Raw genomic sequence first — 21,834 nt, forward strand, 5'->3', positions numbered from 1 at the left:
ACCGGATGTCGCGACCCCTTCCCGCATTCCCGCCGCATCCTCGAAGCGCCCGCCCGCGGCCCCTTTTCCCAAGGCTATTTCCGCTTGAGTACGGTGTCCCTAGGGCCGATGGCTCGTAGGACGGGAGTCTCCCCGTCTCGCGAATGCGTTGGGGGAGCCTCATGATCGCGAAGCGCAAGGGGCAAGGCGCAGCGCGGGGTAAGGCCAGGGACGGTGTAGCGCCCATAGGAACGCGACCCAGCCGGCCGAAGCCACGGTACTGCATCGTCTGCGGCACCAAGCTTCGGCCGATTCGCGAGCACGGAGTCCGGAGAATGGCGTGTCCCCGGTGCGGCTTCATCGCGTACCGGAATCCGGTCCCGGCTTGCGGGGTGATCGTGATGCGAAGCGGCGAGGTCCTGCTCGCGAAGCGGGCGCACGAGCCGCGCCGCGGCTCGTGGGGGATTCCCGCGGGCTTCATGGAGTACGGCGAGCACCCGGAGCGCACGGCCGTTCGAGAGGCCAAGGAAGAGACGGGCCTCATCGTCCGCCTCTCGGGTCTCTTTGGAGTCTACGCGGGGCGGGACGACCCGCGCACGCGCGCGGTCCTGATCCTCTACCGGGCGAAGATCGTCCGCGGCCGGCTCAAGGCCGGCGACGATGCGAGCGAGGTGGGGTTCTTCGCGCTGGACCGGCTCCCAAAGCCGATCGCGTTTCGGGCGCACCGCGAGGCGCTCGGGGATTTACGTCGCATGGAGCGGAGGAAGAGTCGATGAGCATTCGCATCCTGCATCTGGCCGATCTCCACATCGGCGCCTCGTTCCCCTCGATGGGGGAGCGGAGTGAAGAGCGCGGACGCGATTTTCTATCGGCGTTCCTCCGGGCGGTCGAGTACGCAGCGACGAACCCGAAGCCGGTGGACCTGGTCGCGATCGCGGGCGACCTGTTCGACAACCACGATCCGGACGAGGGCCTGGTCTTCCAGATCGAGGCCGCCTTCGATCGACTCGACAAGGCGGGGCTGCCGGTCCTGATCGTTCCGGGGACGCACGACTCGCCTTCGTACCGGCGATCGATCTTCCGGCGCCTCCGGCTTCCGAAGAGCGCGCACCTCTTCCTGTCGCCGACGCTCGAGGCGGGGCCGCATCTCACGATCGGCGGCGAGTCCATTCAGACGTACGGGATCGCCTACGATCCCGCCGTTTCCCAGCGTCCGCTCGGGGAGTTCCGGCCGGCCGGTCTCGCGGATTACCACGTGGGCATCCTCCACGCCGCCCTTCAGGACAACCCGGCGTGGAAGATTCGGCCGACGGACCTGCCGATCAGCCGCACGGAGATCGCCGCGTCCGGCCTTCACTATCTCGCCCTGGGCCACTTCCACAACTTCGCCGAGATCCGCGAAGGCGGGTCGGTGGCGGTCTATCCGGGCACGCTCGAAGGGAAGAAATTCGGAGAAAACGGTCCTCGCTATCTGGTCACGGCCACGCTGAGCCGGGACTCGATCTCGCTCGAGCGCACCCCGTGGAACGTGCGGACCGTGCACGATACGACGGTCGACCTGAGCTCGACCGAGGTCCGCGACGAATCGCAGCTCGAGGGCCGCATCATGGCCTTCGCCGGCGACCGCGAGATCGCGCGCGTGCGCCTGGAAGGCCCTGCGGACTTCGTCTTCGATCCGGAGCGCCTTCAGAAACGGGTCGCCCCGCGCTTCTTCCACGTCGAGATCGAGGACGCGACCTACGTCCTGAACGCTTCGCTACTCGAACGATATCGCGAGGAGGCCACCGTCCGCGGCGTCTTCGTTCGCAGCATGCTCGAGCGGATCGACAAGGCCCCCGACGCGCCGGCGCGTGAGACGGCCGCGCTCGCCCTTCGACTCGGCCTCGCCGAATTCCAGAATCCACGCCATGCGCATTGAGCGGGTGACGGTCGAGGGCTTCGGCCCCCTGGTGAACTTCGACGCGAACCTCGAGCCGAAGCGGCTCAACCTGTTCATCGGACCGAACGAATCCGGGAAGTCGTCGCTCGCCGCCGCCCTGGTTTCCACACTCTTCGGTTTCCCATCACTCGAATCGGAGGAGCTCGCCCGTCCGTGGAACGGGGCCAAGCACAAGGCCTCCGTTACGTTCTCTGCCGTCACCGGCCGGTATCGCGTCACGAGGGAATTCGACTCCCACGAGGTCCAGGTCGACCGGCTCCGCGACGGCTCCGCCGAAGTCGAGTCCTCCGTATTTCGCGGCGCGGCGAACCCGCGCGGGCGGAGCGCCGAGCAGCTCCAGTACGAGGAGCTCCTCCGCGGCTGGTTCGGCTTCACCGAGGCGCGGCTGTTCCGAGAATCGTCCTTCGTCCACGAGAGCGCGCTCGAGACCCAGGTCAGCCCCGAGCTCCGGCATCTGGTCTCCGGCGCGGTCGAGGCGGACTACCAGCAGATCCAGGACGCGCTGATGGAGCGGCTCGACTCGCTCACCAAGGATCACCCCTTCGACGCCCGCGCCCGGAAGCGCTCGAATCGCTCGATCGAGAATCGGATCGAGCGCATCCAGGGGCTTCGCGACCGGCGGAGCCGCTCGGAATACGTGCTGACCGAGCTCAAGACCCGGAGCAAGGAGCGGGAAGAGATCGAGGGACGTCTCCTCGACCTCCGCGCAGATCTCGCGGCCAAGGAGCAGCTCCGCGCCGACCTGGAATCGTGGCTCTCGCTCCGCGAGGAGCAGCGCAAGCTCCTGAAGCGCGCGCCCGCCATCGGGCAGGAGCTGGTCACCGCCCGCCGCGCGCGCACCCAAGTCCAGGACATGGATCGGAAGATCGCCGAGACGCTCGGTTATCTGGCGAACGCGCCGGAGGAGGTCGAGACGGACCTCATGCGGCTCGGGATGCTCCGCGCCCAGCGCGCCCGCCATCAGAAATCGACCGAGGACGAGAGGCGGATGCTCGATGCCCCGGCCCGGAAATCGAGCGCGGGCGCCGTCGGGGTCGGGGTGCTCTTGGCGGCTCTGTTCGGCGCCGGCGCGTGGTTCGCGATCCACCAGCCGTTCGCGGTGGGAGGAGCCGCCGCGGTCGGCTTCGGCCTGGGGCTCCTGATCGGGCGTCGCCGGGGGAGCAGCAAGGGCCAGCGGTCCCGCGAGCTCGGCGAAGCCCACATCCGCGTGCTCGAGGAGAATATCCGCACGGTGGGCCAGGAGATCGACGGGGTCGAGATCCGGGTGAATCCATACCTCGCGGGGCGGACGGTGGAGGTGGTGCTGGAGGACGTCAAGCGCCACCGCGCCGCGATCCAGGAGCGGCGCGAAGCCGCCGCGGTGCTCCACTCGCTCCCGACCCCCGAGCGGCTGGAGGCGGAGTCGAAGGAGATCGACGAAGCCGTGGCGAGCCTGCGATCCAAGGAGAAGCTCCTGCTCCAGCAGTCCCCGTTCCTGGCGCCGCTGCGCGAGGATCCCGTCAGGGCCGCGGAGGCCGCGGAGAAGCTGAAGCGGGAGGCCACGGCGCTTCGCACCAAGCTCGAGGCCGAGCAGGAATCGCTCGACGCGTTCCTGAGACGGGCCGGAGGCGGGGAGGGCGACGCGGAGAACCTCGAGTCCCTGGATGAGATGATCGTGACCGAAGAGGAAGTGCTCGGTCGCGAGGAGCGTCAGCGGGCCGCCCTCCTCCTGGCCCTCGAGGTGCTCCGCGACTCGGTGCAGGCCTATCAGCGGGAGCACGTCGGCCGGTTGGCGAGCCAGGCGGAAGCGACCTTCCGCCGGCTGACCAACGGCAAATACACGAAAGTGGCCCTGAACGCCGACTTTCAACCCACGCTGGCGACCGCCGACCACGAAAACGTCCCGCTCGAGTCGTTGAGCCGGGGCGCACGGGACGCTTTCTACCTCTCCCTCCGGGCCGCGCTCGCACGGGAGCTCGCCGCGCGGGAGCCACTTCCGCTGTTGCTCGACGACCCCATCGCCCACTTCGACGAGGAGCGCCGCGGGTTCCTTCTGGGCGTACTCGAGGAGCTCGCGAGCGAGATCCAGGTCGTCCTCCTGACCCACGACCGCCGGGTCCTCAACAACGTCCGGGAAGCCCACGTCCTGGGCGTCGGAACTTCGTCACCCACCAAGGATTCCGGCCGAAAGATCGAGATCCGGCGCTGACATAAAGCGCTCAAGGTGTGGCTGGAAAAAGCCGACGTTCAAGCTGTATGACTACCCCTACGCCTGCCGCGAAGCCGGCCACACCCGCGAAGCCGGGAACCCCTGAGCAACGGTCCGACCTGATCCGCGATCAGGTGCTCGCGCTCGACGTGAAGCGCGTCGCCGACTGGATCGCGGCGCTCATCCGGACGATCAAGGCGGGCCGCACCTATCCGGCGAACAGCCCGACCCTCCATAAATTCCAGGTCGAGCTGGAGTCGCGGACGTGGTCGTGCCTCAAGGAAGTCGGCGACATCACGCTCGTCGTGCAGCAGTTCGATCTCCTCTACGAGAACTACTCCGTCTATCACAACGCGGACCGGAACGATTCCCTCGCGTTTCGCTTCTACGGAGACGGCGTTCGCGAGATCACGTTCCGCGAAGGCCTCGAGCCGCACGAGCTGCGCGGATTCCTCGACGTATTGAAGCGCGCGGTCGAGACGGCCCAGGTACAGGACGACGTCGTCACGCTCCTCTGGGAGCGGGATTTCCGGCACATCGATTACCTCTTCATCTCTCTCGAAGACCTCACGGAGGAGTCGGGCCAGGTTTCGCTCGAGCCACTGGACGAGGGGCAAGAGGGCGGGATTCCGTGGCCGACCCGCGGCCTTGAGGACGAGGAGCCACCCCCTGGCGACGCGGCGCCCGAGCGTTCGGACGATTGGGTCCCGAAGGTCGAAATGTCGCCGACGTGGGACGAGTCGATCGGAGTCCAGTTCGCGCTCAGCGAGGAAGAGAACGCCGCTTTGGAAGAGGAAATCCGCAAGGAGGAGCAGCGGGGGCTCACCAGCGAGGTCCTCGAGATCGTGGCCACGATTCTGGCGGCCGAGGAGACCCCAGCCGGATTCCTGGATTCCGCCTCCGCCTTCCAGCGCTTCATCGAGCTCGCGATCGAGGAGGGCGCGATCGGACGCGCGAACGAGCTGACCGCCCGTCTTCGCGCCATCGCGGCGAAGAAGGCCGAGACGGAGGCCGAGTTCCAGGGCATCGCAGAGCAAGTAATCCGAGAAATCGGACGACCCAGCTTCCTCGGGCAGATGGCCCCCACCCTCAATTCCCACGCTGAAATCGACCCTGGCGTATTGACCAACTTCCTTGTGCAGCTCGGCTCCTCGGCCGCCCCGGCGATCTGCGACCTGCTCGGACAGGTCAACCAAGTGCGGTACCGGCGCGCCCTCTGCGAGTCGCTCGCCATCTCCTGCCGGGACGACGTGGAGGTGTTGATCGAACGGCTGAACGACACCCGCTGGTACGTGATCCGGAACATCGTCTACATCCTGGGCCGGATCGCGCATCAGGGCGTCGAGCGCGCGCTGGACCGGACGCTCCACCACGAGGACGTGCGCGTCCGGAAGGAAGCGGTCCGGGCCCTCGGCAATATCGAGAGCTCGACGAGCCGCGCGTACCTGGTCTCCGCGTTCAAGGACCCCGACGCGGGCGTCCGAATTCAGGCGGCGATGACGTTGGCGGCGAAGCGGGACGACCGGGCGGCGCAGAGCATCCTGGGCATGATCCAGGGGCCCGATTTCATGCGGCGCGACTCGAACGAGCGCGAGGCGTTCTTCGAGGCGCTCGGGCGCTGCGGGTCCGACACGCTCGTGCCGAAGCTGGAGGCGATCCTCACCAAGGGCGGCCTCTTCGGGCCCGGCAACGAGGAGGAACGGCTGCACGCGGCGCTCGCGATGGCGTGGCTGGGGACGCCGGCGGCCCTCGCGATTTTAAATCGAGAGATCCAGAGCAAGCGTGATCCAGTGCGTCGGGCGGTCGAGACCGCCCTGGCGGCGGTGCGAAAGGCGGCGCTCGCCCGTCCCGAGACCAGGCGCGGCCCCGGGGAGGGAGAATGACCGAAGCCAGGCCTGCGTCCGCGCCGCGTCCCCAAGACGAGATTTCTTCGCGCGTCATCCTGGCGGGGCGGAACCTCTCGATCCAGCTCTGCGTCCTCATCAAGACGGCGCGGATCCACGATGTCGGGAACATCGCCTTCCAGGGGCCGCTCACGAATTTCATCGAGACCGTCGATCAGATGTGGACGGCCGAGAAGGATTTCAAGCTCCAGGCGGTCGGGGATTTCCTCTATCTCGGCCAGCACCGTCTCCGGGTCGACGCGTCGTCCTATCCGAGCTATCAGTTCCTCATCGACGAATTCCGCGTGCGGGACCTGAGCGGCTTCTCGTTCGCCGGAAAGCTCACGCCGCCCGAGGTGAAGAAGTTCGTCCGCCTGTTCCTGGACGTGGACGTGAAGGCGGCGGATCCGTTCGAGGAGTTCAGCACCGCCCTGACCAAGCTCTCGGTCCAGCGCATCATCCCGATCCGGACCGTCGTCCCGCAGCACGGCATGGTCAGCCAGGAAGAGGTGCGGGACAGCCGGAAGGCCGCCAAGCGGTCGTTCTACCGGGCCATCGAGTCCGCGCGGACCGTGATGTTGAGCGCGCGCGACCACCGGCCCGTCGATCTCAGGAAAGCGAAGCGCGCCGTGCAGGGGATCGTCGACCTGATCCTCGACGAGGAGTTTTCACTCATCGGGCTCACGGCGATCAAGAATCACGACGAATACACGTTCCAGCACTGCGTCAACGTGTCGATCCTCTCGATCGCATTAGGCCAGCGGCTCGGTCTCTCGAAGAAACTGCTCGGAGAACTGGGCGTGGCCGCTATGCTCCACGACCTCGGCAAAGCCTCCATCCCGCCCTGGGTGCTCAACAAGCCCGGCAAGCTCACGCAGGAGGAGTGGAAGCTCATGCTCGACCACCCCATCCAGGGTGTGAAGATGATCGCGCGCATGCGGGGCCTGAACGAGCTCGCGCTTCGCTCGATGATCGTGGCGTACGAGCACCACATCAACTACGACAGGAGCGGCTATCCGAGCTTGAAGGGGCATATGGAGCAGTGCCTCTTCAGCAAGATCGTCGCGATCGCGGACTGCTTCGACGCGATGACCGCGCACAGGGCGTACCGGAAGACCCCGTTCCCGCCGTTTGCCGCGCTCCATCAGATCATTTCCCAGAACCAGGAGAAGTTCGACCCGCTCCTGCTCAAGGCCTTCATCAACACGGTCGGCATGTACCCGGCCGGCACGGTCGTCCTGCTCGACACCAACGAGATCGCGGTCGTGACCACGCACAACGCGCATGACATCTTCCGGCCCAAGGTGCAGGTCGTCGCCGACAAGGACCGGAAGCCGGTTCAGGGCGGTGCCGCGATCGACCTGAGCACCCGCGAGGAGGAGAGCGGCGCGTACGCTGTCACGATCGTCTCCGCCCTCGACCCCGACGAGTACGGGATCAACATCGCCGACGTCTTGAACTAGGCTCGAGCCGCTCCGTCGCTGACTCCGCGGCGCCTGCGCGCACGCTCCGCCCCGCCTTGACGCCCGCCGTCCTTCCGCGTAAACTCGCGTCGTTGCTAGACTTTCCCCTTATTGGGAGACCCACCGTTGTCGTTGCGCCGCCCGCGCGCCCTCATCGTGGACAAGGATTCGTCCGAGACCGCCGAGCTCCAGGCCTTCCTCACGGCCGGGGGCTTCGACGTGCATTGGGCCAAGGACGGCGAGCAGGCCTATAACGTCCTCGACGGCGCCTGGCCCCAAGCGGCCGGCGAGCCGGGCCGAGGGCCCGAGGTCGTCATCGCGGAGCTCAAGGCGCACCGCGTCGACGGGTTGCGCCTCCTCCAGGTGGCCAAACAGCGGAATCCCGAGGTCTGCGTCATCCTGATCGCCGACCAGGGGACCGTGGAGCTCGCCACCGAGGCGATGCGGGAGGGGGCCTACGACTTCCAGCTCCGTCCGCTCAACCTCACCAAGATGCTCGCCGTGATCCGGCGCGCGATATCGCACCAGGAGCTGGTTCACCGCGCGGAGGATCTGGCGGTCCAACTCGACGAGCGCCTCCGCGTTCCGACCCTGACCGGGCACTCGCGGGTCATGCAGGAGCTGCAGGACAAGATTCTCCAGATCGCGCCGACGCGCGCGACCGTCTTGATCTACGGCGAGACCGGCACGGGCAAGGAGCTGATCGCACAGGCCATCCACCGGCTCTCGCCCCGGAAGGACGAGCGGTTCGTGAAGCTCCACTGCGCCGAGCTGTCCGAGAACATCATCGAAAGCGAGCTCTTCGGCCACGAGCGCGGTTCGTTCACCGGCGCCGACCAGCAGCGGAAGGGGCGGTTCGAGCTGGCGGACCAGGGGACGCTCTTCATCGACGAGATCTCGGACATTCCGGCGCCCGTACAGACGAAGCTGCTGCGCGTTCTTCAAGACCGCCAATTCGAGCGCGTCGGCGGGAACGACACGGTCCAGGTCGACGTGCGGATCATCGCCGCCACGAACCGGCGGCTCGAGATCATGGCGGCCCGGGGCCAGTTCCGCGAGGACCTCTACTATCGCCTGCGCGTCCTCCTCCTCGAGGTGCCGCCGCTCCGGGAGCGCCGCGAGGACATTCCGGCGCTCCTCGAGACGTTCATCAAGGAATTCAATCGGGAGCACGGGCGAAAGGTGACCGGCGTGACGCGCGGGGTCGTGGACCGGCTGATGCAGTACGAGTGGCCGGGCAACGTCCGCGAGCTTCGGAACACGGTCGAGGAGATGGTGATCTTCGCCCAGGGGAAACGCCTCCTCGACGTCTCGGACCTTCCGATTTCGCTCCGGCACCAACGGACCCCGACCGCCGCGGACATGAACCTCTCGGTCGGGATGTCGATGCCGGAGATCGAGCGGGCGGTGCTCGAGGCGACGCTCCGTTCCGTGGGCCACGACAAGCAGCGCGCGGCGAAGATCCTCGGCATCGGGCTTCGGACCCTCTACCGAAAGCAGAAGGAGTACGGGCTGTGAGCGCCGCTCGGCGGGACTCGACCGGCTAGGGGCGGGCGCCCGTCGTCGATCCGCGCCCCTTCCGCATGTTCGCCTCGATCCGCGCGATCTCGTCCTGGAGGAGTCTCACCTGCCCGGGATCCTGCGCGAGGCCCGCCGCCTCCCGCAGCGCGGCCAGACCGTCCGCGGGACGCTGCAGATGGTTCAGGTAAATGACGGCCATGTCCCGCCGGGCGTTTCCCCGGTCCGGGTGGCCTTCGGGCACCATCTGCAGGGCCTGGACCGCGTCCTCGTACCGCCCCAGGTCGCTCAACGCCGCGCCTAAGTTCACGAGAATCTTCGGATCGTTGGAGATCTCGTAGGCGGCCGTGAATTCCTTGAGGCACTCCTCCTTGCGGCCCAGCTCGTGCAGCGCCATCGCGTGGTAGACGTGAATCATGGGATCCCTCGGCGCCGCGAGGAGGCCCGCGGCCGCGGCCGATTCCGCCGCGGCGAACCGGCGCAGATTCAGGAGCGCGTAAGCCTGGACCAAGTGGAGCCTTCCGTTCAGCCGCGTCGCGTCGACCCGAAGCCCCCGACTCGACCACTCTAGAACCCTGTCGAACCGGCCCAGCCGTCCGAAGAGGTTCGCGTAGTCGAAGCACCAGAGGCCGACGCGGCTGATGCCGCTCGGCCCGGGCATGGCCGCGGCGAAGACGCTGTCGCGCCGGGCCACCGTGCTGATTCCCGACGGCACGCGCCGGATCTCGATCGCGGGGCCCGAGGATGAGACCGCCTCGCTCCGCCAAACGACGGTCGTGTTCGCGCGGATCCACCGGTAATACGCCGACTCGACCGGGTAGCTCGCCGAGTCCGCGTCGAAGCGCCGCGTGACCTCGTGCGAGAGGACGTAGTAGTCGAGCCCGTCGAGGAACTCGGGGTGATAGGCGGGCCGGACGAGCGGGACCTGCGTGGCGAAGAACGGCCAGATCAGCATCGTCCGCTCATCGGGCTGAAAGACCGGGCCGTAGAGCTCGACCGCCATGGGCCGGTCGGTCGGGATGTTCGTGTTGATCCACTTGCGCGCGAGGTGGCGCGTGTCGGGAAGGCCCAGCGTATGCCGTGCGACGAAGAACTCCGGGAGCGGCCACGCCACCGCGAGAAGACCCGCGAGCGCCGGCCCCGCCAGCGCGGCGCGGGACGGGACGCCGGGCCTCGCCCGCAGCCACGTCGCGATCTCCAAAATGGCGATCGCCGCCGCGACGAAGAGGATCGGAAGGGCGACCAGCATGTAGCGCTCCTGGGCGGCCTTGAGCGCGCCGTTGGCCAGCACCATCACGAGGGGAATCAGGGCCACCGGACGCGCGATAGGACCGCGGCGCCACAAGAAAACCATCCCGGCGATCGAGAGCAGGTAGGCGGGCCACCCCATGGCGTGCGGGAGGGAGACGGCGAGGTAGGTCGGTAGCGAGAACGGAAACGCGGTCTGGCCGACCCAGTCCGAGAACAGGGACCGTCGCTGCGACCCGATGTCCGCGAGCGTCATCTTCCAGTCGAGGAACGTGAAGGGCGAGGCCGCGAGCATCCCCACGAAAACGGCAAGGAGCGCTAGATAGAAATCGCGCTTTCGGAAACAGTCGCGGCCGTGGGCCGCGGCGAGCGGGACGACGAGAACGAGCGGCACGTACTTGCACGCTCCCGCGAGACCGATCATCGTCCCTGCCAGGAGCGCGTCGCCCGTGCCTCCGCCCTCGGCGACGCGGACCATCGCGAGCGCCGCGAGGAGGACGAAGAGCAGCGCGAGCAGATTGGGGTCGGCTACGTGCTGCGACGTCATGATGTGGAGCGGGTTTAACGCCAGGAACAAGGCGGCGAGGAACCCGGCGATGCGCCCCCCGAAGCGGGATCCGAGGCGAAACGCGAGGAACACGGTCCACGCGCCGATCAGCACGCCCAGTAGCCGCCCGTAGAGGAACATGTGGTTCGATCCCGACGCGACGTGGGAAACGAAGTCCGCCACCGTCGAGCCGGGATGCGACATCGAATAGTAGACCTTGTACGTCGTCTGAATGCCCAGACCGACGTAGAAGCTGAACGCGGGCCATCCGCCGGTGTGAGGATTCAGGTCGAGCTTCGACCCGCCGTCCCACATCAGCCACGCCCGGCCCATCGTCGTGCGGTCGGTTTCCTCGACGGCGGAGTCGTCGAGGACGTTGATCCCAAGGCTGGGATCGGGGAGACGGTCGCCGATTCCCCAGATTCGAATCGCGATGGAAAGGGCGACGAGGGCGACGGCGAGGGCATCGAGTCGGGGCAGGAAGCGCGTGCGCCGGCCGGCCCTGGGGCCCCGCCTGGCCTCGGCTCTCGCCTTGCCTCGATTGGAAGTCTGGGTGGTGTGGCGCTTTTTGGCCATGAAGGGTCTTAACCCGTGCGAATTATAGGGATTGAACGGCCCGTCCCACAAGCCGGCTGGCAGTCGTTTCCAGTTCCGTTCTGCCGTTTGGACAAAGTGGCCGAGGACTCCGCCGGCCCGGCGCGCTCGGGGGCCTTCCGTTGGCAATCCGTAACTTAGCCCTCCGCATTTGCTTGCTGCTCGCTTCGGGCGGGCGCGATCGGGGACGGCACGCCGATTGCCGCATCTAACCCTCGAAGCGTGGCGGAGGCTCGGGCCTCTGCCCAATTGTCACGGATCACACACGATACGAAGGGAGTCGAACCATCATGAACGTGAAGCCACTGTCTGATCGCCTTCTTGTCCGCCGCCTCGAGGAAGCCGAAACGAAGCGCGGGGGCATCATCATTCCCGACACCGCCAAGGAAAAGCCGCAGCAGGCCGAGGTCGTGGCGGTGGGACCGGGTCGCTTTGAAGACGGAAAGCGGATCCCGCTCGACGTGAAGAAGGGCGACAAGATCCTGATGGGCAAGTACTCCGGGACCGAGGTCAAGATCGACGGGACCGAGTATCTCATTATGCGTGAGGACGACGTCCTCGCCATCGTCGCCGACGCGAAGTAACGGCCGAGACCACAACCAATCAAGGAGTGATAAAGAATGGCTGCTAAGGAAATCATTTTTGACGAAAAGGCGCGCCAGGCGATCCTGAGCGGCGTGCAGACGCTCGCCAAGGCGGTCAAGGTGACGCTGGGGCCGCGCGGGCGGAATGTCGTTCTCGACAAGAAGTGGGGCTCGCCCACGATCACCAAGGACGGCGTGACCGTCGCGAAGGAGATCGAGCTCGAGGACCGCTACGAAAACATGGGCGCCCAGATGGTACGCGAGGTCGCGACGAAGACTTCCGACGTCGCGGGCGACGGAACCACGACGGCCACCGTGCTCGCGGAGGCGATCTTCCGCGAAGGTCTCCGCAACGTGACGGCCGGATCGAACCCGATGGGCATCAAGCGCGGGATCGACAAGGCGGTGAAGGCGGTCGTGGAGGATCTGAAGAAGCTCTCCAAGAGCGTCAAGGATCCCAAGGAGATCATGCAGGTCGCGACCATCTCGGCGAACGGCGACGAGGAGATCGGCAAGATCATCGCCGACGCGATGGAGAAGGTCGGCAAGGACGGCACGATCACGGTCGAGGAAGCGAAGTCGATGGACACGACGCTCGACCTGGTCGAGGGAATGCAGTTCGACAAGGGCTACATCTCGCCCTATTTCGTTACCGATAAAGAGGGCATGGAGGCGGTGCTCGAGGACGCCTACATCCTCATTTACGAGAAGAAGCTCTCGAACATGAAGGATCTTCTCCCGCTTCTCGAGAAGGTGGCCCAGAAGGGCAAGCCGTTGCTCGTCATCGCCGAGGATGTCGAGGGCGAGGCGCTGGCGACGCTTGTGGTCAACAAGCTCCGCGGCACGCTGCAGGCCGCCGCGGTGAAGGCCCCAGGGTTCGGCGACCGCCGCAAGGCAATGCTCGAGGACATCGCGATCCTGACGGGCGGCAAGCTGATCACCGAGGATCTCGGAATCAAGCTCGAGAACGTGAAGATCGAGGATCTGGGCCGCGCGAAGCGGATGACGATCGATAAGGAAAACACGACCATCGTCGAGGGCGCGGGCAAGCAGACGGACATCCAGGGCCGGATCAACCTCATCAAGAAGCAGATCGAGGACACGACCTCGGACTACGACAAGGAGAAGCTCCAGGAGCGTCTCGCGAAGCTGGCCGGCGGCGTCGCGGTCATCAACGTGGGTGCCGCGACCGAGACCGAGATGAAGGAAAAGAAGGCTCGGGTCGAGGACGCGCTCCACGCGACGCGCGCGGCGGTCGAGGAAGGAATCGTACCGGGTGGAGGCGTGGCCCTCATCCGCGCGATCCCCGCGGTGGACAAGCTGGAGCTCACGGGCGACGAGCTGATCGGCGCGAACATCGTCAAGCGCTCCATGGAGGAGCCGCTTCGCCAGATCGTCAACAACGCCGGGCTTGAGGGCTCGGTGATCGTCGAGCACGTGAAGAAGGAGAAGAAGGCGGTCGGCTTCAACGTCGCGACCGAGAAGTACGAGGACCTCTACGAAGCCGGCGTGGTCGATCCGACCAAGGTGACGCGCACGGCGCTGCAGAACGCGGCGTCGGTGGCGAGCCTGCTCCTCACGACCGAGGCGCTGGTCACCGAGATTCCGGAGAAGAAGAAGTCGCCTGCGATGCCTCCCGGTGGTGGTGGCGGCGGCTACGACGACATGTACTAGACCTTCGCTCCAGGCGAGGGTGAAGTGAAATGGGGGCGGGATCGCGAGATCCCGCCCCCTTCGTATCTCGCGCCCTGCGACGCGGCGGATTTCGGGAGCGAGGCCGGACGAAGGCGGGATAACCGAACCTTCAGCGCGCGCGCAGCTCGATGTGATGGGCTTTCCGGCCGCCGCGCGCCGTGCGGTCGACGATCCTGCCGCGATCGACGAGCTGACGGGCGGCGTCGACCGCGCGCCCCGCCAGCTCCATCGCCCCCGTCCGCAGCTCCTCGCTCCTCATCACGTACTCCACGTTCTTCTCCATGTCCTCGGCCGACCAGCCGCGCGAGTGCGCGACGAAGGGGAACTGGGGGAAATAGAATCCGAGCTCCGAGAAGAAGAGGAGCAGGTGCCCCGCGACCGCCTGCACGTTGTCCTGCCCGCCCGTGACGATGAACGCGGCCACCTTGTTCCGGATCAGGACGCGATCCTTGATGGTGATCTGGTTCTGCACGCAGTTGAGCCGCTCCGCCATCTTGAAAAAGAGAGAAGAGGCAGCGCCCCAGCGGATCGGCGTCGCCACCAGCGCGACGTCGCTCCAGTGGACGAGCGCCTCGTAGACCTCGGCCATCTCGTCGGCGTCGTCCATCTCGGTGATGGAGCAGGGCCACGTGCAGGCGTGCGCGTTCTTGGAGTAGTAGCCCTCGCAGGCTCGGAACTTGAGATCGCGGAGCCGGATGATCCGCGTCTCGCAGGCGAGCGTGGTCCGCGAGTGCTCGAGCGCGACCTCGAGGAGCGCTTCCGAGGTCGAATAGCGAGGATTCCCCGGGTCCATGTTGGTCGTCGAGATGCCCACCACGCGGATCGGCCCTTCCTTCCGGACCGGGGTTCGCGCGAGCGGATGTGGGGCGTGAGGCTTTTTTCTTCGGGGCGTGATCGGCTCGGCGGTCACGTAGAGATGGCCGTGCTCCACCTTCACGTCGTGCCGCGGCACCTTGTCGTCCTCGAAACCGGGCTCCCCCTCCCCCGTCAGGCGGTGGAACTTGTAGCCGTGCCACGGACACTGGATGAATTCGCCGTCCAGGCGCCCCTGCCCCAAGGGTCCGCCGGCGTGGTTGCAGACGCCCGAGACCGCGCCGAACGCGCCGTCCTTCCAGGTGACCGCGAGGAGCGTTCGGCCCGCGCGCGCTTCGGTCACCGCCGTCTTCTGGAGCTCCTCGATGGGACCCAGGTCATGCCACTGCATGAAATGCCTCCTCCACCATGTCGGCGTGGATTCCTACCGTGTCCTCGACGCGGCGCGCGTAGCCTCCGGCCAGGAAGCAGACGACGGGGATCGATTCCTTCATTGCCGCACCAAAGACCAGCCGGTCCCGCTTGCGCATGTCCTCGCGCGTGAGCCGGAGCCGCCCCAGCTGATCCTCCTCGAACGGGTCGGCCCCCGCGACGTAGGCGACGAGCTCGGGCCGGTGCTGGGCCAGGATCTTCGGCACCCAGTGATCGAGCGCGGCCAGGTACGTCGCGCCGTCGACGCCGGCGTCGAGACCGATGTCCTGGTCGCTCGGCGGCTTCACGGCCGGATAGTTGTCCTCTTCATGGATCGAGAACGTGAATACCGAGGGGTCGTGGCGGAAGATCGCCGCGGTCCCGTTCCCCTGATGCACGTCGACGTCGATGACCGCGGCGCGCCGGATCCGCTTCTCGTGCTGCAGGTCGCGAATCGCGATCGCGATGTCATTGAAGACGCAAAAACCTTCTCCGTGGTCGGGGAACGCGTGATGAAAACCGCCGGCAAGGTTGATTCCGATCTTCCGCTCCAGCGCCAGGCGAGCGGCTTGGATGCTCCCTCCCGCGCAGAGGAACGACGCCTCGACGAGCGACTCCGAATAGGGGAGCTCCAGCACCATCTCCTCGAGCACCGAGAGGTTCCCGGAAACCATCTTGTCGACATAGGCACGGTCGTGCACGCGGAGCACCTGGTCCATGCTGGCCCGCTTTGGCACGACGATCTCCTCGTCGCGCAGAAGGCCCCGCCGCACGATCTCTTCCCGGGTCAGCTGGAACTTCCGCATCGGAAAGACATGAAGGCCGATCTCGGCGAAGTACGCGTTCGAGTGGACGATGCCGGGGCGGGTACTCATGGCCCCACGGGTACCAGCCGTCGGAAGAGCACCACGAGCCCCGCGGTCCCGTACGCGAGCGCCAGGGTGGTGGAAACCGCCGTCCACGTCGCCGGCAGGACGGAGCGTAGGAAGCTCCACCTGGGGAGGTGGGCGAGCGCTCGGAGAATCTCCGATTCGGGGAGTACGACCGCCACGTAGAGGAAGCCCCATAGGAAAGCGATCGAGAGGAATCGAGGCCATTCGGGGATGACGCGTCTCAGGAACAGCGCCGCGCTCAGACCGATCGAGCGCAACGGTCCTCTGTTCTCGAGCAACAGGAAGGGTGCGGCGAAGAGGACGAGGGCGTTCGTGACCGCGAGCCAGGAGCAGCACGCCACCAGCGAGCCGCGGAGCACGGCCGCTTGCAGCGTTAACAGCGTCTCGGCGTCAAGGGTGCCCCCCGTCGCGAGCACCGCCCGCACCTCACGCATGGTCAGGGTGACGAAGAGGACCGCGGGCGGGCCGAGCACGACCGCCGCCTGGACCAACCCCGATATCGCGAGGGGGCCTGTTCTCCGGAAGACGACCTGCGCTGCCGTTCGCTCGTTCGCCGGCTCCCCGAGCTCGAGGGAATCTTGGAGCGGGATGAGGAGGAGGAAACCGATGCTCAGCAGGGAGAACACGACGGCCGTCAGAAGCATCGAGGTCAGCCCCGGGATCGGCCCGGCAGCTTCGGTGAGCGGTACGGGACCGCGGAAGAATTCCTCCGCCAGGCCGGCCCGCACGAAGCTGACGATCGCCACCGAGAGGAGAATCCCCGACGCGGGTCGGAGCGACCGGCGGCCGAGCGAGATGGCCGCGCTCAGAGCTTCGGCCGCGCGCAGGAGGGCCCCCTCCACGCCGATCTACTCGAAGCGGTAGGGGTTCGCGGCCGGGCGACCTTCCGGCTCGCCGGACGCGTCCGGGTCCGCCACACCCGTGCGCGCCGGGACGGCGGCGCGATAGAGCACCATCAGCGCGGCCACCGAGAAGGGGAACAGAAACGCCGACACCGCCGCCTCCCAGATCGCGCCCGCGATCTTGAAAGCGGGGTGATCGACCGAGGCCGCGGCGCTCACTGCATCCAAGATCCCCGCCGGCAGCGATCCGGCCACGCCCGCGATCACGAGGAGCAGGAGCGCGACGAGGAGCCTGCCCAGGATGCCCCCGAAATGGCGCCCGACGATCCCGAAGCTCTGGCGAATGCCCGCGAACGGGCCTCGTCCGTCGAGCACCACCAGCGGGATCGTGAAGAGGAGAAAGAGCAGGATCACGATCAAGTAGAGGAAGGACGGAGCGAGCGACGCGAGCACCAGCAAGCGGACGAGCTCCTCGGGCTTCGACGGCAGCGCGCCGAGCAGGAGCGCGGCGCCGGTGAAGAAGAGCGCGGGCGGTCCGACGACGAGAACCGCCTGCGTGATCACCGAGATGACGAGGGGCACGAGCCGCTCCAAGACCAACCGGACGGCAGCGCCGAACGACCGGGGCTCGCCCCGGAGAATCGAGTCTTGAAGAGGCAGAAACGGCGTGGTGATGAGGACGAGCATCGGAAGGTAGGCGACGATGTACATCGCCGCGGTCAGGACGAGCGTCCTCTCGTCGTAAACGCCGAACGGGGTCGACGAGTCGCGCGATAGGGCGAGGTAGAGCCCCATTCCGAGCCGGTAGAAATAGAGAAATCCGAGCGCGGGGAGGCCACGGCGCAGCGAGGCGAAGCCCAGCGCGATTACCGCGCGCAGGTAGGTGTCGATGGGTGGGAGCGAGGAGCGGCCCGCAGGGGCCGCCGTTCCCTGGAGGACCATGGCGGCGGATTGTACTCCCCGGCGGGTTGGTCCCCAAGGGGAGTTAGGGTAGAGTCGCGGGCGCCATGAACCCCGACACGCTCTCACTAGAGTCCCGCGAGGACCTCGAGCTCGATTCCGAGCAGCGCGCCGCCGTCGAGCACGGAGGCGGACCCCTCCTGATCGTGGCCGGCGCCGGGACCGGGAAAACCATGGTGATCGCGCGCCGGATCGCCCGCCTGATCGAGACCAAGAGGGCCCGCCCGTCGCAGATCCTGGCCCTCGCGTTCAACGACAAAGCGGTCGCCGAGATGCAGGAACGGGTCGACCTCCTCGTCCCCTACGGCCACGCCGACGTGACGATTCGCACCTTCCACTCCTTCGGAGAGGAGGTGCTGGCCGGGCACGGGCTGGAGATCGGGATCGCGCCCGGATTCACCGTCCTCGACAAGACGGCGCAGGCGCTTTTCCTGGCCGAGCGGCTCGAGGAGCTCGGCCTGTCCCACTACGCGCCACTCTCGGACCCGACCAAATATCTGGCTGAGCTCGCGACCTACTTCGGCCGCGCGAAGGACGAGCCGCTCTGGCCCGACGAGCTGAGGCGCGCCGCAGATGCGATGGAACCGGACGAGCGGGACCGCGCGCTCGAGCTGGCCGAGGCGTACGAACGGTACAACCGGCTGCTCTGGAAGGGTGGGTTCCTGGACTTCGGCGATCTGCTCGCGCTCACGCTCCGGGTTTTCGACGAAAGCCCCGGCACCCTCCGCCGGTTTCAGGGGCGCTTCCTACACGTTCTGGTCGACGAGTTCCAGGACACGAACCCGGTCCAATTCAGGATCGTGTCTCGCCTCACGGCGACCCATCGGAACCTCGTCGTCGTGGGCGACGACGACCAGTCGATCTATCGATTCCGGGGCGCGCACTTGAAAAACATCCTCGAGTTCCGCGAGCGCTTTCCCGACACGGCCGAGATCGTGCTGCGACGGAATTACCGGAGCACGCGGCAGATCCTCGAGCTCTCCCGCCGGCTCATCCAGGTGAACCAGGAACGCCTCGAGACGCGATACGGCATCGTGAAGGATCTGACGACCGAGAAAACTGGGCCCGCGCCGCGGTATCGCGAGTTCGCAAGCGAGAGCGAGGAGGCCGAATGGGTCGCGGGCGAGATCGCGTCGGCGGTCGGGGAGGGCCGGCGGCGGTGGCGGGATTTTGCCATCCTCGTGCGCACGAACTTGCACGCGGAGCCGTTTCTGAGGGCCCTCGACGAGCGCGGCGCGCCCTACTACTTCTCGGGAAGCCGCGGTCTCTTCCAGCGCCCCGAGGTGAAGGAGCTGGTCGCGCTCCTCCATTCGATCTTCCAGGAGACCCGGCCGGAGTACCTCTATCTCCTCGCCTCGGAAGGGTACGCGGTGCCGGAGGACGACCTCTCTCGCCTCATGCACCGGCTGCGCGTCGAGCCGGGGAGCTTCCGCAGCCTCCTCGAGCGCGCGTCCCGCGGCGCCGCTGTGGTCCCGATCTCGGAGGAAGGACGCGAGCGGCTTCAGCGGATGATCGAGGATCTCCGGATGCTCCAAGAGTTCGCGCGCGGGAGGCGAACCGGAGAGGTCCTCTATCGATACCTCGAACGCCGCGGAGTCCTGCGCGACCTGGTCGCCTCGGAGCGCTTCGAGGACGAGGCCCGCGCCCGGAACATCGTCAAATTTTTCTCGATCGTCCGATCGTTCGAGAAGGTGGCCCTCTCAGACCGGGTCGCCCTGTTCCTGCGCCATCTCGATGCGATCCAGGAGTACGGGGAGGACCCCGCCGTGGCGGAAATTGATGCCGCGTCGGACGTCGTCCAGGTGCTCACGATCCACAAGGCGAAGGGCCTCGAATTCCCCGCGGTCTACCTCGTGCAGCTCGCGGCCGACCGGTTTCCGACCCGATACCGGAGCCAGGCGCTCGCCCTCCCCACCGAGCGCTCGCCCGAGGACGGATCGGAGAGCGCGTCGCATCGCGAGGAAGAGCGGCGGCTCTGCTACGTCGCGCTCACCCGGGCCCGCGAGGAAGTAACGATGACCTACGCGCGCGACTACGGCGGGATAAGCGACCGCGAGCGAAAGCCGAGTCTCTTCCTGCTCGAAGCCTTCGATCTCGGGAAGCCGGTTCCGTCCCGGCGTCGCCGTCGCGCGCTGGAGGAATTGGAGGAGCACCGGCCCGTGGACGGCGAGGGCGCGCCGCCGCCCGGCCCGCCCACGCCGCGGGAGCCGCTCCAGCTCAGCTTCCGCCGACTCGAGGATTACGAGACCTGCCCGCTCAAGTACCGCTTCCTGCACGAGATCTCCGTGGAGCCGATCCTGACCAGCGACCACCGCGTGAACTTTGGGAATGCGATCCACCAGGCGGTTGCGTTCGCGCTGGGACAGCGGATGCGCGGGGAGGTCCCGACCGCCGACCAGATGGTCGATGTGCTACGGCGGGCGTGGCGGAGCGAGGGCTACCGGTCGGAGGAGCACGAGCGGCGGAGGTTCGAGCAGGGGGAGGAGGCGCTCCGCGCGTTTCTCGCGAGGGAGATCGCTTCGGGGCCGCCGCCCACGGACGTGGAGCGGCACTTTCGCGTGAAGCTGGACGACGTCATTGTGACCGGGAGCATCGATCGCGTGGAAGAGGGTCCCGACGGGGTCGTCCTGATCGATTACAAGACCTCCGAGATCGACGACCCGGAGAAGGCCGACGAGAAGGCGAAGGAAAGCCTCCAGCTACACGTCTACGCGCTGGCTTACAGGGAGATGACTGGCCAAACGCCGGTCCGTCTCGAGCTGCGGTACGTGCTTACCGGGGAGGTTGGAAGCACCGTTCCGACGGAGGATCGCCTGGAGAGGACTCGAGGTCGAATCGCGGCGATCGCCGATTCGATCCGGGCGGGGAAATTTGAAGCGCGGCCGAGCGAGCGGACCTGCTCGATCTGTGCCTGCCGGCCGATCTGCAAAGACTCGGCCGTGCCGATCTAGGCGGCCGTGAAGCCCCTTCGAGTCTAAACGACAATTTGATATCGTTATGGCCCAATCCCCCCCAGCCCCCTGCCGCCGCGTGCGAGAAGGCACAGCCCGGAACGCAACTCGTGGGACGTAGATGATTCGCGCCATAATCACTTTGTGCCACTTGGGTACCGGAGTTGCTCTCCTCACGTCATTGTTGGCTAGCAGCGCCTCGGCATCACAGGCGACGTCGAAGCAATCGCTGGCGACTGCGGCAGAACCCTGGGCGATCTATTTCCCGACTGGTGTTTCGGACGTATCCGATGGAATTCGTTTCGACCTACCCGACTCCCTCAATTCGTTTGCGGTTGCTCGAAGGACACCATACCTGCTGCGACCGAGCAACCCTCCGGGAAAGCCCATGCCGCTGAAGGGGTGGATGACAGGTGGTTGGGGGTCTCGACCGCCTCGCGCATCTCATCGCCTGGGAATGTTCACCGTCGAGGGCGACAGTTGTTGGCAAGAAGTCTTCCCTTGGCCATGGACTCAAACGTGCGGCGCACAGTCCGCTCGCTTGGACAGCCTAGAAGAGCACCCGTGCGTCCCGTGCGTTGCGCTCTACGACACCTCAGGAAATTGTCGCGCGACATTCGTCGGTGCACGCGACCCCGCTTGGTCGCCCGACGGCACCCGACTCGCGTTCCGGACCGTTCGGAACGCAACGGTCTTCGCCGAAGGCGGTCTGAGAGAATTCCCAGAATCGCCTGAGAGTGTTGTCGTATTCACGCCCTCGACCGGCCTCCACAAGGCTTATCCCGCACCGACTGATGCCGTCTCGTGGCTGGACGACGAGGCTCTCCTTCTCGAGTTTCAGGGTCTCCGCTACGGGTTAACTCTCGAGAGTGGATACGTCGGTCGCGACCCGAATCAGAAGCACGTGTTCATGGCGGGCGCCGTGTCTCCCGATGGGAACTACGTCGTCCAGACCGGTCACTGGGGAGACGGAATCTGGGATTTCCAATCGTCGAGGGCCGGAATCTGGGATGTCCATGGCAAGAAGGACTACTTGCCGGACATCGCGCGAATCGTGGATGCGAGATACGCTAGGCTCTCGCAGAATTCTTTTTGGCTTCGCGGGAAGGACTACCCCCACCACCTATGCATCGGGGTGGGCCGTCTCACGGTGGGCCCGCAGCACAACATGATCGCCAGGTACCGAGACTGCGAGACGCTGGTCATCGACGTCGAGAAGCTCATCGTGATCCGGCGGATCGGCGGGGCATTTATCGGGCCGACGGTCGGCGAGCAACACGTCTTGGTGTGGCAGGAAGGTCGGCTGAAATACTTTCGGCTTTAAGG

Annotated in this window: 15 protein-coding genes; 10 read left to right on the forward strand and 5 right to left on the reverse strand. The window is 66.6% G+C overall.

The features are described from left to right. Nucleotides 1-143: 143 nt before the first annotated feature. From E6K79_10930 to E6K79_10955, 6 genes are all read left to right on the forward strand, one after another. A complete protein-coding gene (locus E6K79_10930; GenBank protein ID TMQ63149.1) occupies nt 144-755 on the forward strand; it encodes an NUDIX domain-containing protein in 612 nt (203 codons plus the stop codon). Then, the gene (locus E6K79_10935; protein TMQ63150.1) at nt 752-1,897 is read left to right on the forward strand and encodes a DNA repair exonuclease; all 1,146 of its coding nucleotides are present in this window, start codon (nt 752-754) and stop codon (nt 1,895-1,897) included. The genes E6K79_10930 and E6K79_10935 overlap by 4 nt, the downstream gene beginning before the upstream one ends. Continuing rightward, nucleotides 1,887-4,106 carry a hypothetical protein gene (locus E6K79_10940; protein TMQ63151.1) on the forward strand — a complete coding sequence of 740 codons (2,220 nt, stop codon included), beginning with the start codon at nt 1,887-1,889 and terminating at the stop codon, nt 4,104-4,106. Before E6K79_10935 ends, E6K79_10940 begins: the two co-directional genes overlap by 11 nt. 47 nt (nt 4,107-4,153) lie before the next feature. Beyond that, nucleotides 4,154-5,989 (forward strand): HEAT repeat domain-containing protein, encoded by a 1,836-nt coding sequence (locus E6K79_10945; GenBank protein TMQ63152.1) that lies wholly within the window; start codon nt 4,154-4,156, stop codon nt 5,987-5,989. Further along, nucleotides 5,986-7,452, forward strand: coding sequence for an HD-GYP domain-containing protein (locus E6K79_10950; GenBank protein TMQ63153.1), 1,467 nt, complete (start codon nt 5,986-5,988; stop codon nt 7,450-7,452). Before E6K79_10945 ends, E6K79_10950 begins: the two co-directional genes overlap by 4 nt. A 111-nt stretch (nt 7,453-7,563) precedes the next feature. Continuing rightward, nucleotides 7,564-8,970 carry a sigma-54-dependent Fis family transcriptional regulator gene (locus tag E6K79_10955; protein ID TMQ63154.1) on the forward strand — a complete coding sequence of 469 codons (1,407 nt, stop codon included), beginning with the start codon at nt 7,564-7,566 and terminating at the stop codon, nt 8,968-8,970. Between the two features lie 25 nt (nt 8,971-8,995). On the opposite strand, the gene E6K79_10960 is transcribed toward E6K79_10955, so the two are convergent. Further along, nucleotides 8,996-11,341, reverse strand: a complete 2,346-nt coding sequence (locus tag E6K79_10960) for a hypothetical protein (protein ID TMQ63155.1) — start codon at nt 11,339-11,341, stop codon at nt 8,996-8,998. 308 nt (nt 11,342-11,649) lie between these two features. On the opposite strand from E6K79_10960, the gene E6K79_10965 reads away from it, so the two are divergent. Both E6K79_10965 and groL read left to right on the forward strand, forming a co-directional pair. Continuing rightward, nucleotides 11,650-11,943 (forward strand): co-chaperone GroES, encoded by a 294-nt coding sequence (locus E6K79_10965; GenBank protein ID TMQ63156.1) that lies wholly within the window; start codon nt 11,650-11,652, stop codon nt 11,941-11,943. Between the two features lie 36 nt (nt 11,944-11,979). Continuing rightward, on the forward strand, nt 11,980-13,617 hold the full coding sequence (gene groL / locus E6K79_10970; GenBank protein TMQ63157.1) for a chaperonin GroEL: 1,638 nt from the start codon (nt 11,980-11,982) through the stop codon (nt 13,615-13,617). Between the two features lie 130 nt (nt 13,618-13,747). Here the strand turns inward: groL and E6K79_10975 are convergent, their stop codons facing one another. From E6K79_10975 to E6K79_10990, 4 genes are read right to left on the reverse strand one after another with little or no spacing between them, the layout of a single operon-like run. Beyond that, on the reverse strand, nt 13,748-14,842 hold the full coding sequence (locus E6K79_10975) for a Rieske 2Fe-2S domain-containing protein (GenBank protein TMQ63158.1): 1,095 nt from the start codon (nt 14,840-14,842) through the stop codon (nt 13,748-13,750). Continuing rightward, nucleotides 14,829-15,737, reverse strand: coding sequence for a histone deacetylase (locus tag E6K79_10980; GenBank protein TMQ63159.1), 909 nt, complete (start codon nt 15,735-15,737; stop codon nt 14,829-14,831). Before E6K79_10980 ends, E6K79_10975 begins: the two co-directional genes overlap by 14 nt. Further along, nucleotides 15,734-16,597 (reverse strand): hypothetical protein, encoded by an 864-nt coding sequence (locus tag E6K79_10985; GenBank protein ID TMQ63160.1) that lies wholly within the window; start codon nt 16,595-16,597, stop codon nt 15,734-15,736. The genes E6K79_10980 and E6K79_10985 overlap by 4 nt, the downstream gene beginning before the upstream one ends. Before the next feature lie 6 nt (nt 16,598-16,603). Beyond that, entirely contained in the window at nt 16,604-17,539 is a 936-nt protein-coding gene (locus tag E6K79_10990; GenBank protein ID TMQ63161.1) for a hypothetical protein, read from the reverse strand. A 65-nt stretch (nt 17,540-17,604) separates the two neighbouring features. Between E6K79_10990 and E6K79_10995 the strand changes: the two genes are divergently transcribed. Both E6K79_10995 and E6K79_11000 read left to right on the forward strand, forming a co-directional pair. Beyond that, nucleotides 17,605-20,508, forward strand: coding sequence for an ATP-dependent helicase (locus E6K79_10995; protein ID TMQ63162.1), 2,904 nt, complete (start codon nt 17,605-17,607; stop codon nt 20,506-20,508). Nucleotides 20,509-20,629: 121 nt separating this feature from the next. After that, nucleotides 20,630-21,832 carry a hypothetical protein gene (locus tag E6K79_11000; protein ID TMQ63163.1) on the forward strand — a complete coding sequence of 401 codons (1,203 nt, stop codon included), beginning with the start codon at nt 20,630-20,632 and terminating at the stop codon, nt 21,830-21,832. Nucleotides 21,833-21,834: the final 2 nt, after the last annotated feature.

It is taken from the genome of Candidatus Eisenbacteria bacterium, assembly GCA_005893305.1.
In the GTDB taxonomy this organism is placed as follows: Bacteria; Eisenbacteria; RBG-16-71-46; order SZUA-252; family SZUA-252; genus WS-9.

Coding starts and splice junctions, on each gene's coding strand:
- E6K79_10930 (TMQ63149.1), top strand. CDS start 144: ATGCGTTGGGGGAGCCTCATGATCGCGAAGCGCAAGGGGCAAGGCGCA.
- E6K79_10935 (TMQ63150.1), top strand. CDS start 752: ATGAGCATTCGCATCCTGCATCTGGCCGATCTCCACATCGGCGCCTCG.
- E6K79_10940 (TMQ63151.1), top strand. CDS start 1,887: ATGCGCATTGAGCGGGTGACGGTCGAGGGCTTCGGCCCCCTGGTGAAC.
- E6K79_10945 (TMQ63152.1), top strand. CDS start 4,154: ATGACTACCCCTACGCCTGCCGCGAAGCCGGCCACACCCGCGAAGCCG.
- E6K79_10950 (TMQ63153.1), top strand. CDS start 5,986: ATGACCGAAGCCAGGCCTGCGTCCGCGCCGCGTCCCCAAGACGAGATT.
- E6K79_10960 (TMQ63155.1), bottom strand. CDS start 11,341: ATGGCCAAAAAGCGCCACACCACCCAGACTTCCAATCGAGGCAAGGCG.
- E6K79_10965 (TMQ63156.1), top strand. CDS start 11,650: ATGAACGTGAAGCCACTGTCTGATCGCCTTCTTGTCCGCCGCCTCGAG.
- groL (TMQ63157.1), top strand. CDS start 11,980: ATGGCTGCTAAGGAAATCATTTTTGACGAAAAGGCGCGCCAGGCGATC.
- E6K79_10975 (TMQ63158.1), bottom strand. CDS start 14,842: ATGCAGTGGCATGACCTGGGTCCCATCGAGGAGCTCCAGAAGACGGCG.
- E6K79_10980 (TMQ63159.1), bottom strand. CDS start 15,737: ATGAGTACCCGCCCCGGCATCGTCCACTCGAACGCGTACTTCGCCGAG.
- E6K79_10990 (TMQ63161.1), bottom strand. CDS start 17,539: ATGGTCCTCCAGGGAACGGCGGCCCCTGCGGGCCGCTCCTCGCTCCCA.
- E6K79_10995 (TMQ63162.1), top strand. CDS start 17,605: ATGAACCCCGACACGCTCTCACTAGAGTCCCGCGAGGACCTCGAGCTC.
- E6K79_11000 (TMQ63163.1), top strand. CDS start 20,630: ATGATTCGCGCCATAATCACTTTGTGCCACTTGGGTACCGGAGTTGCT.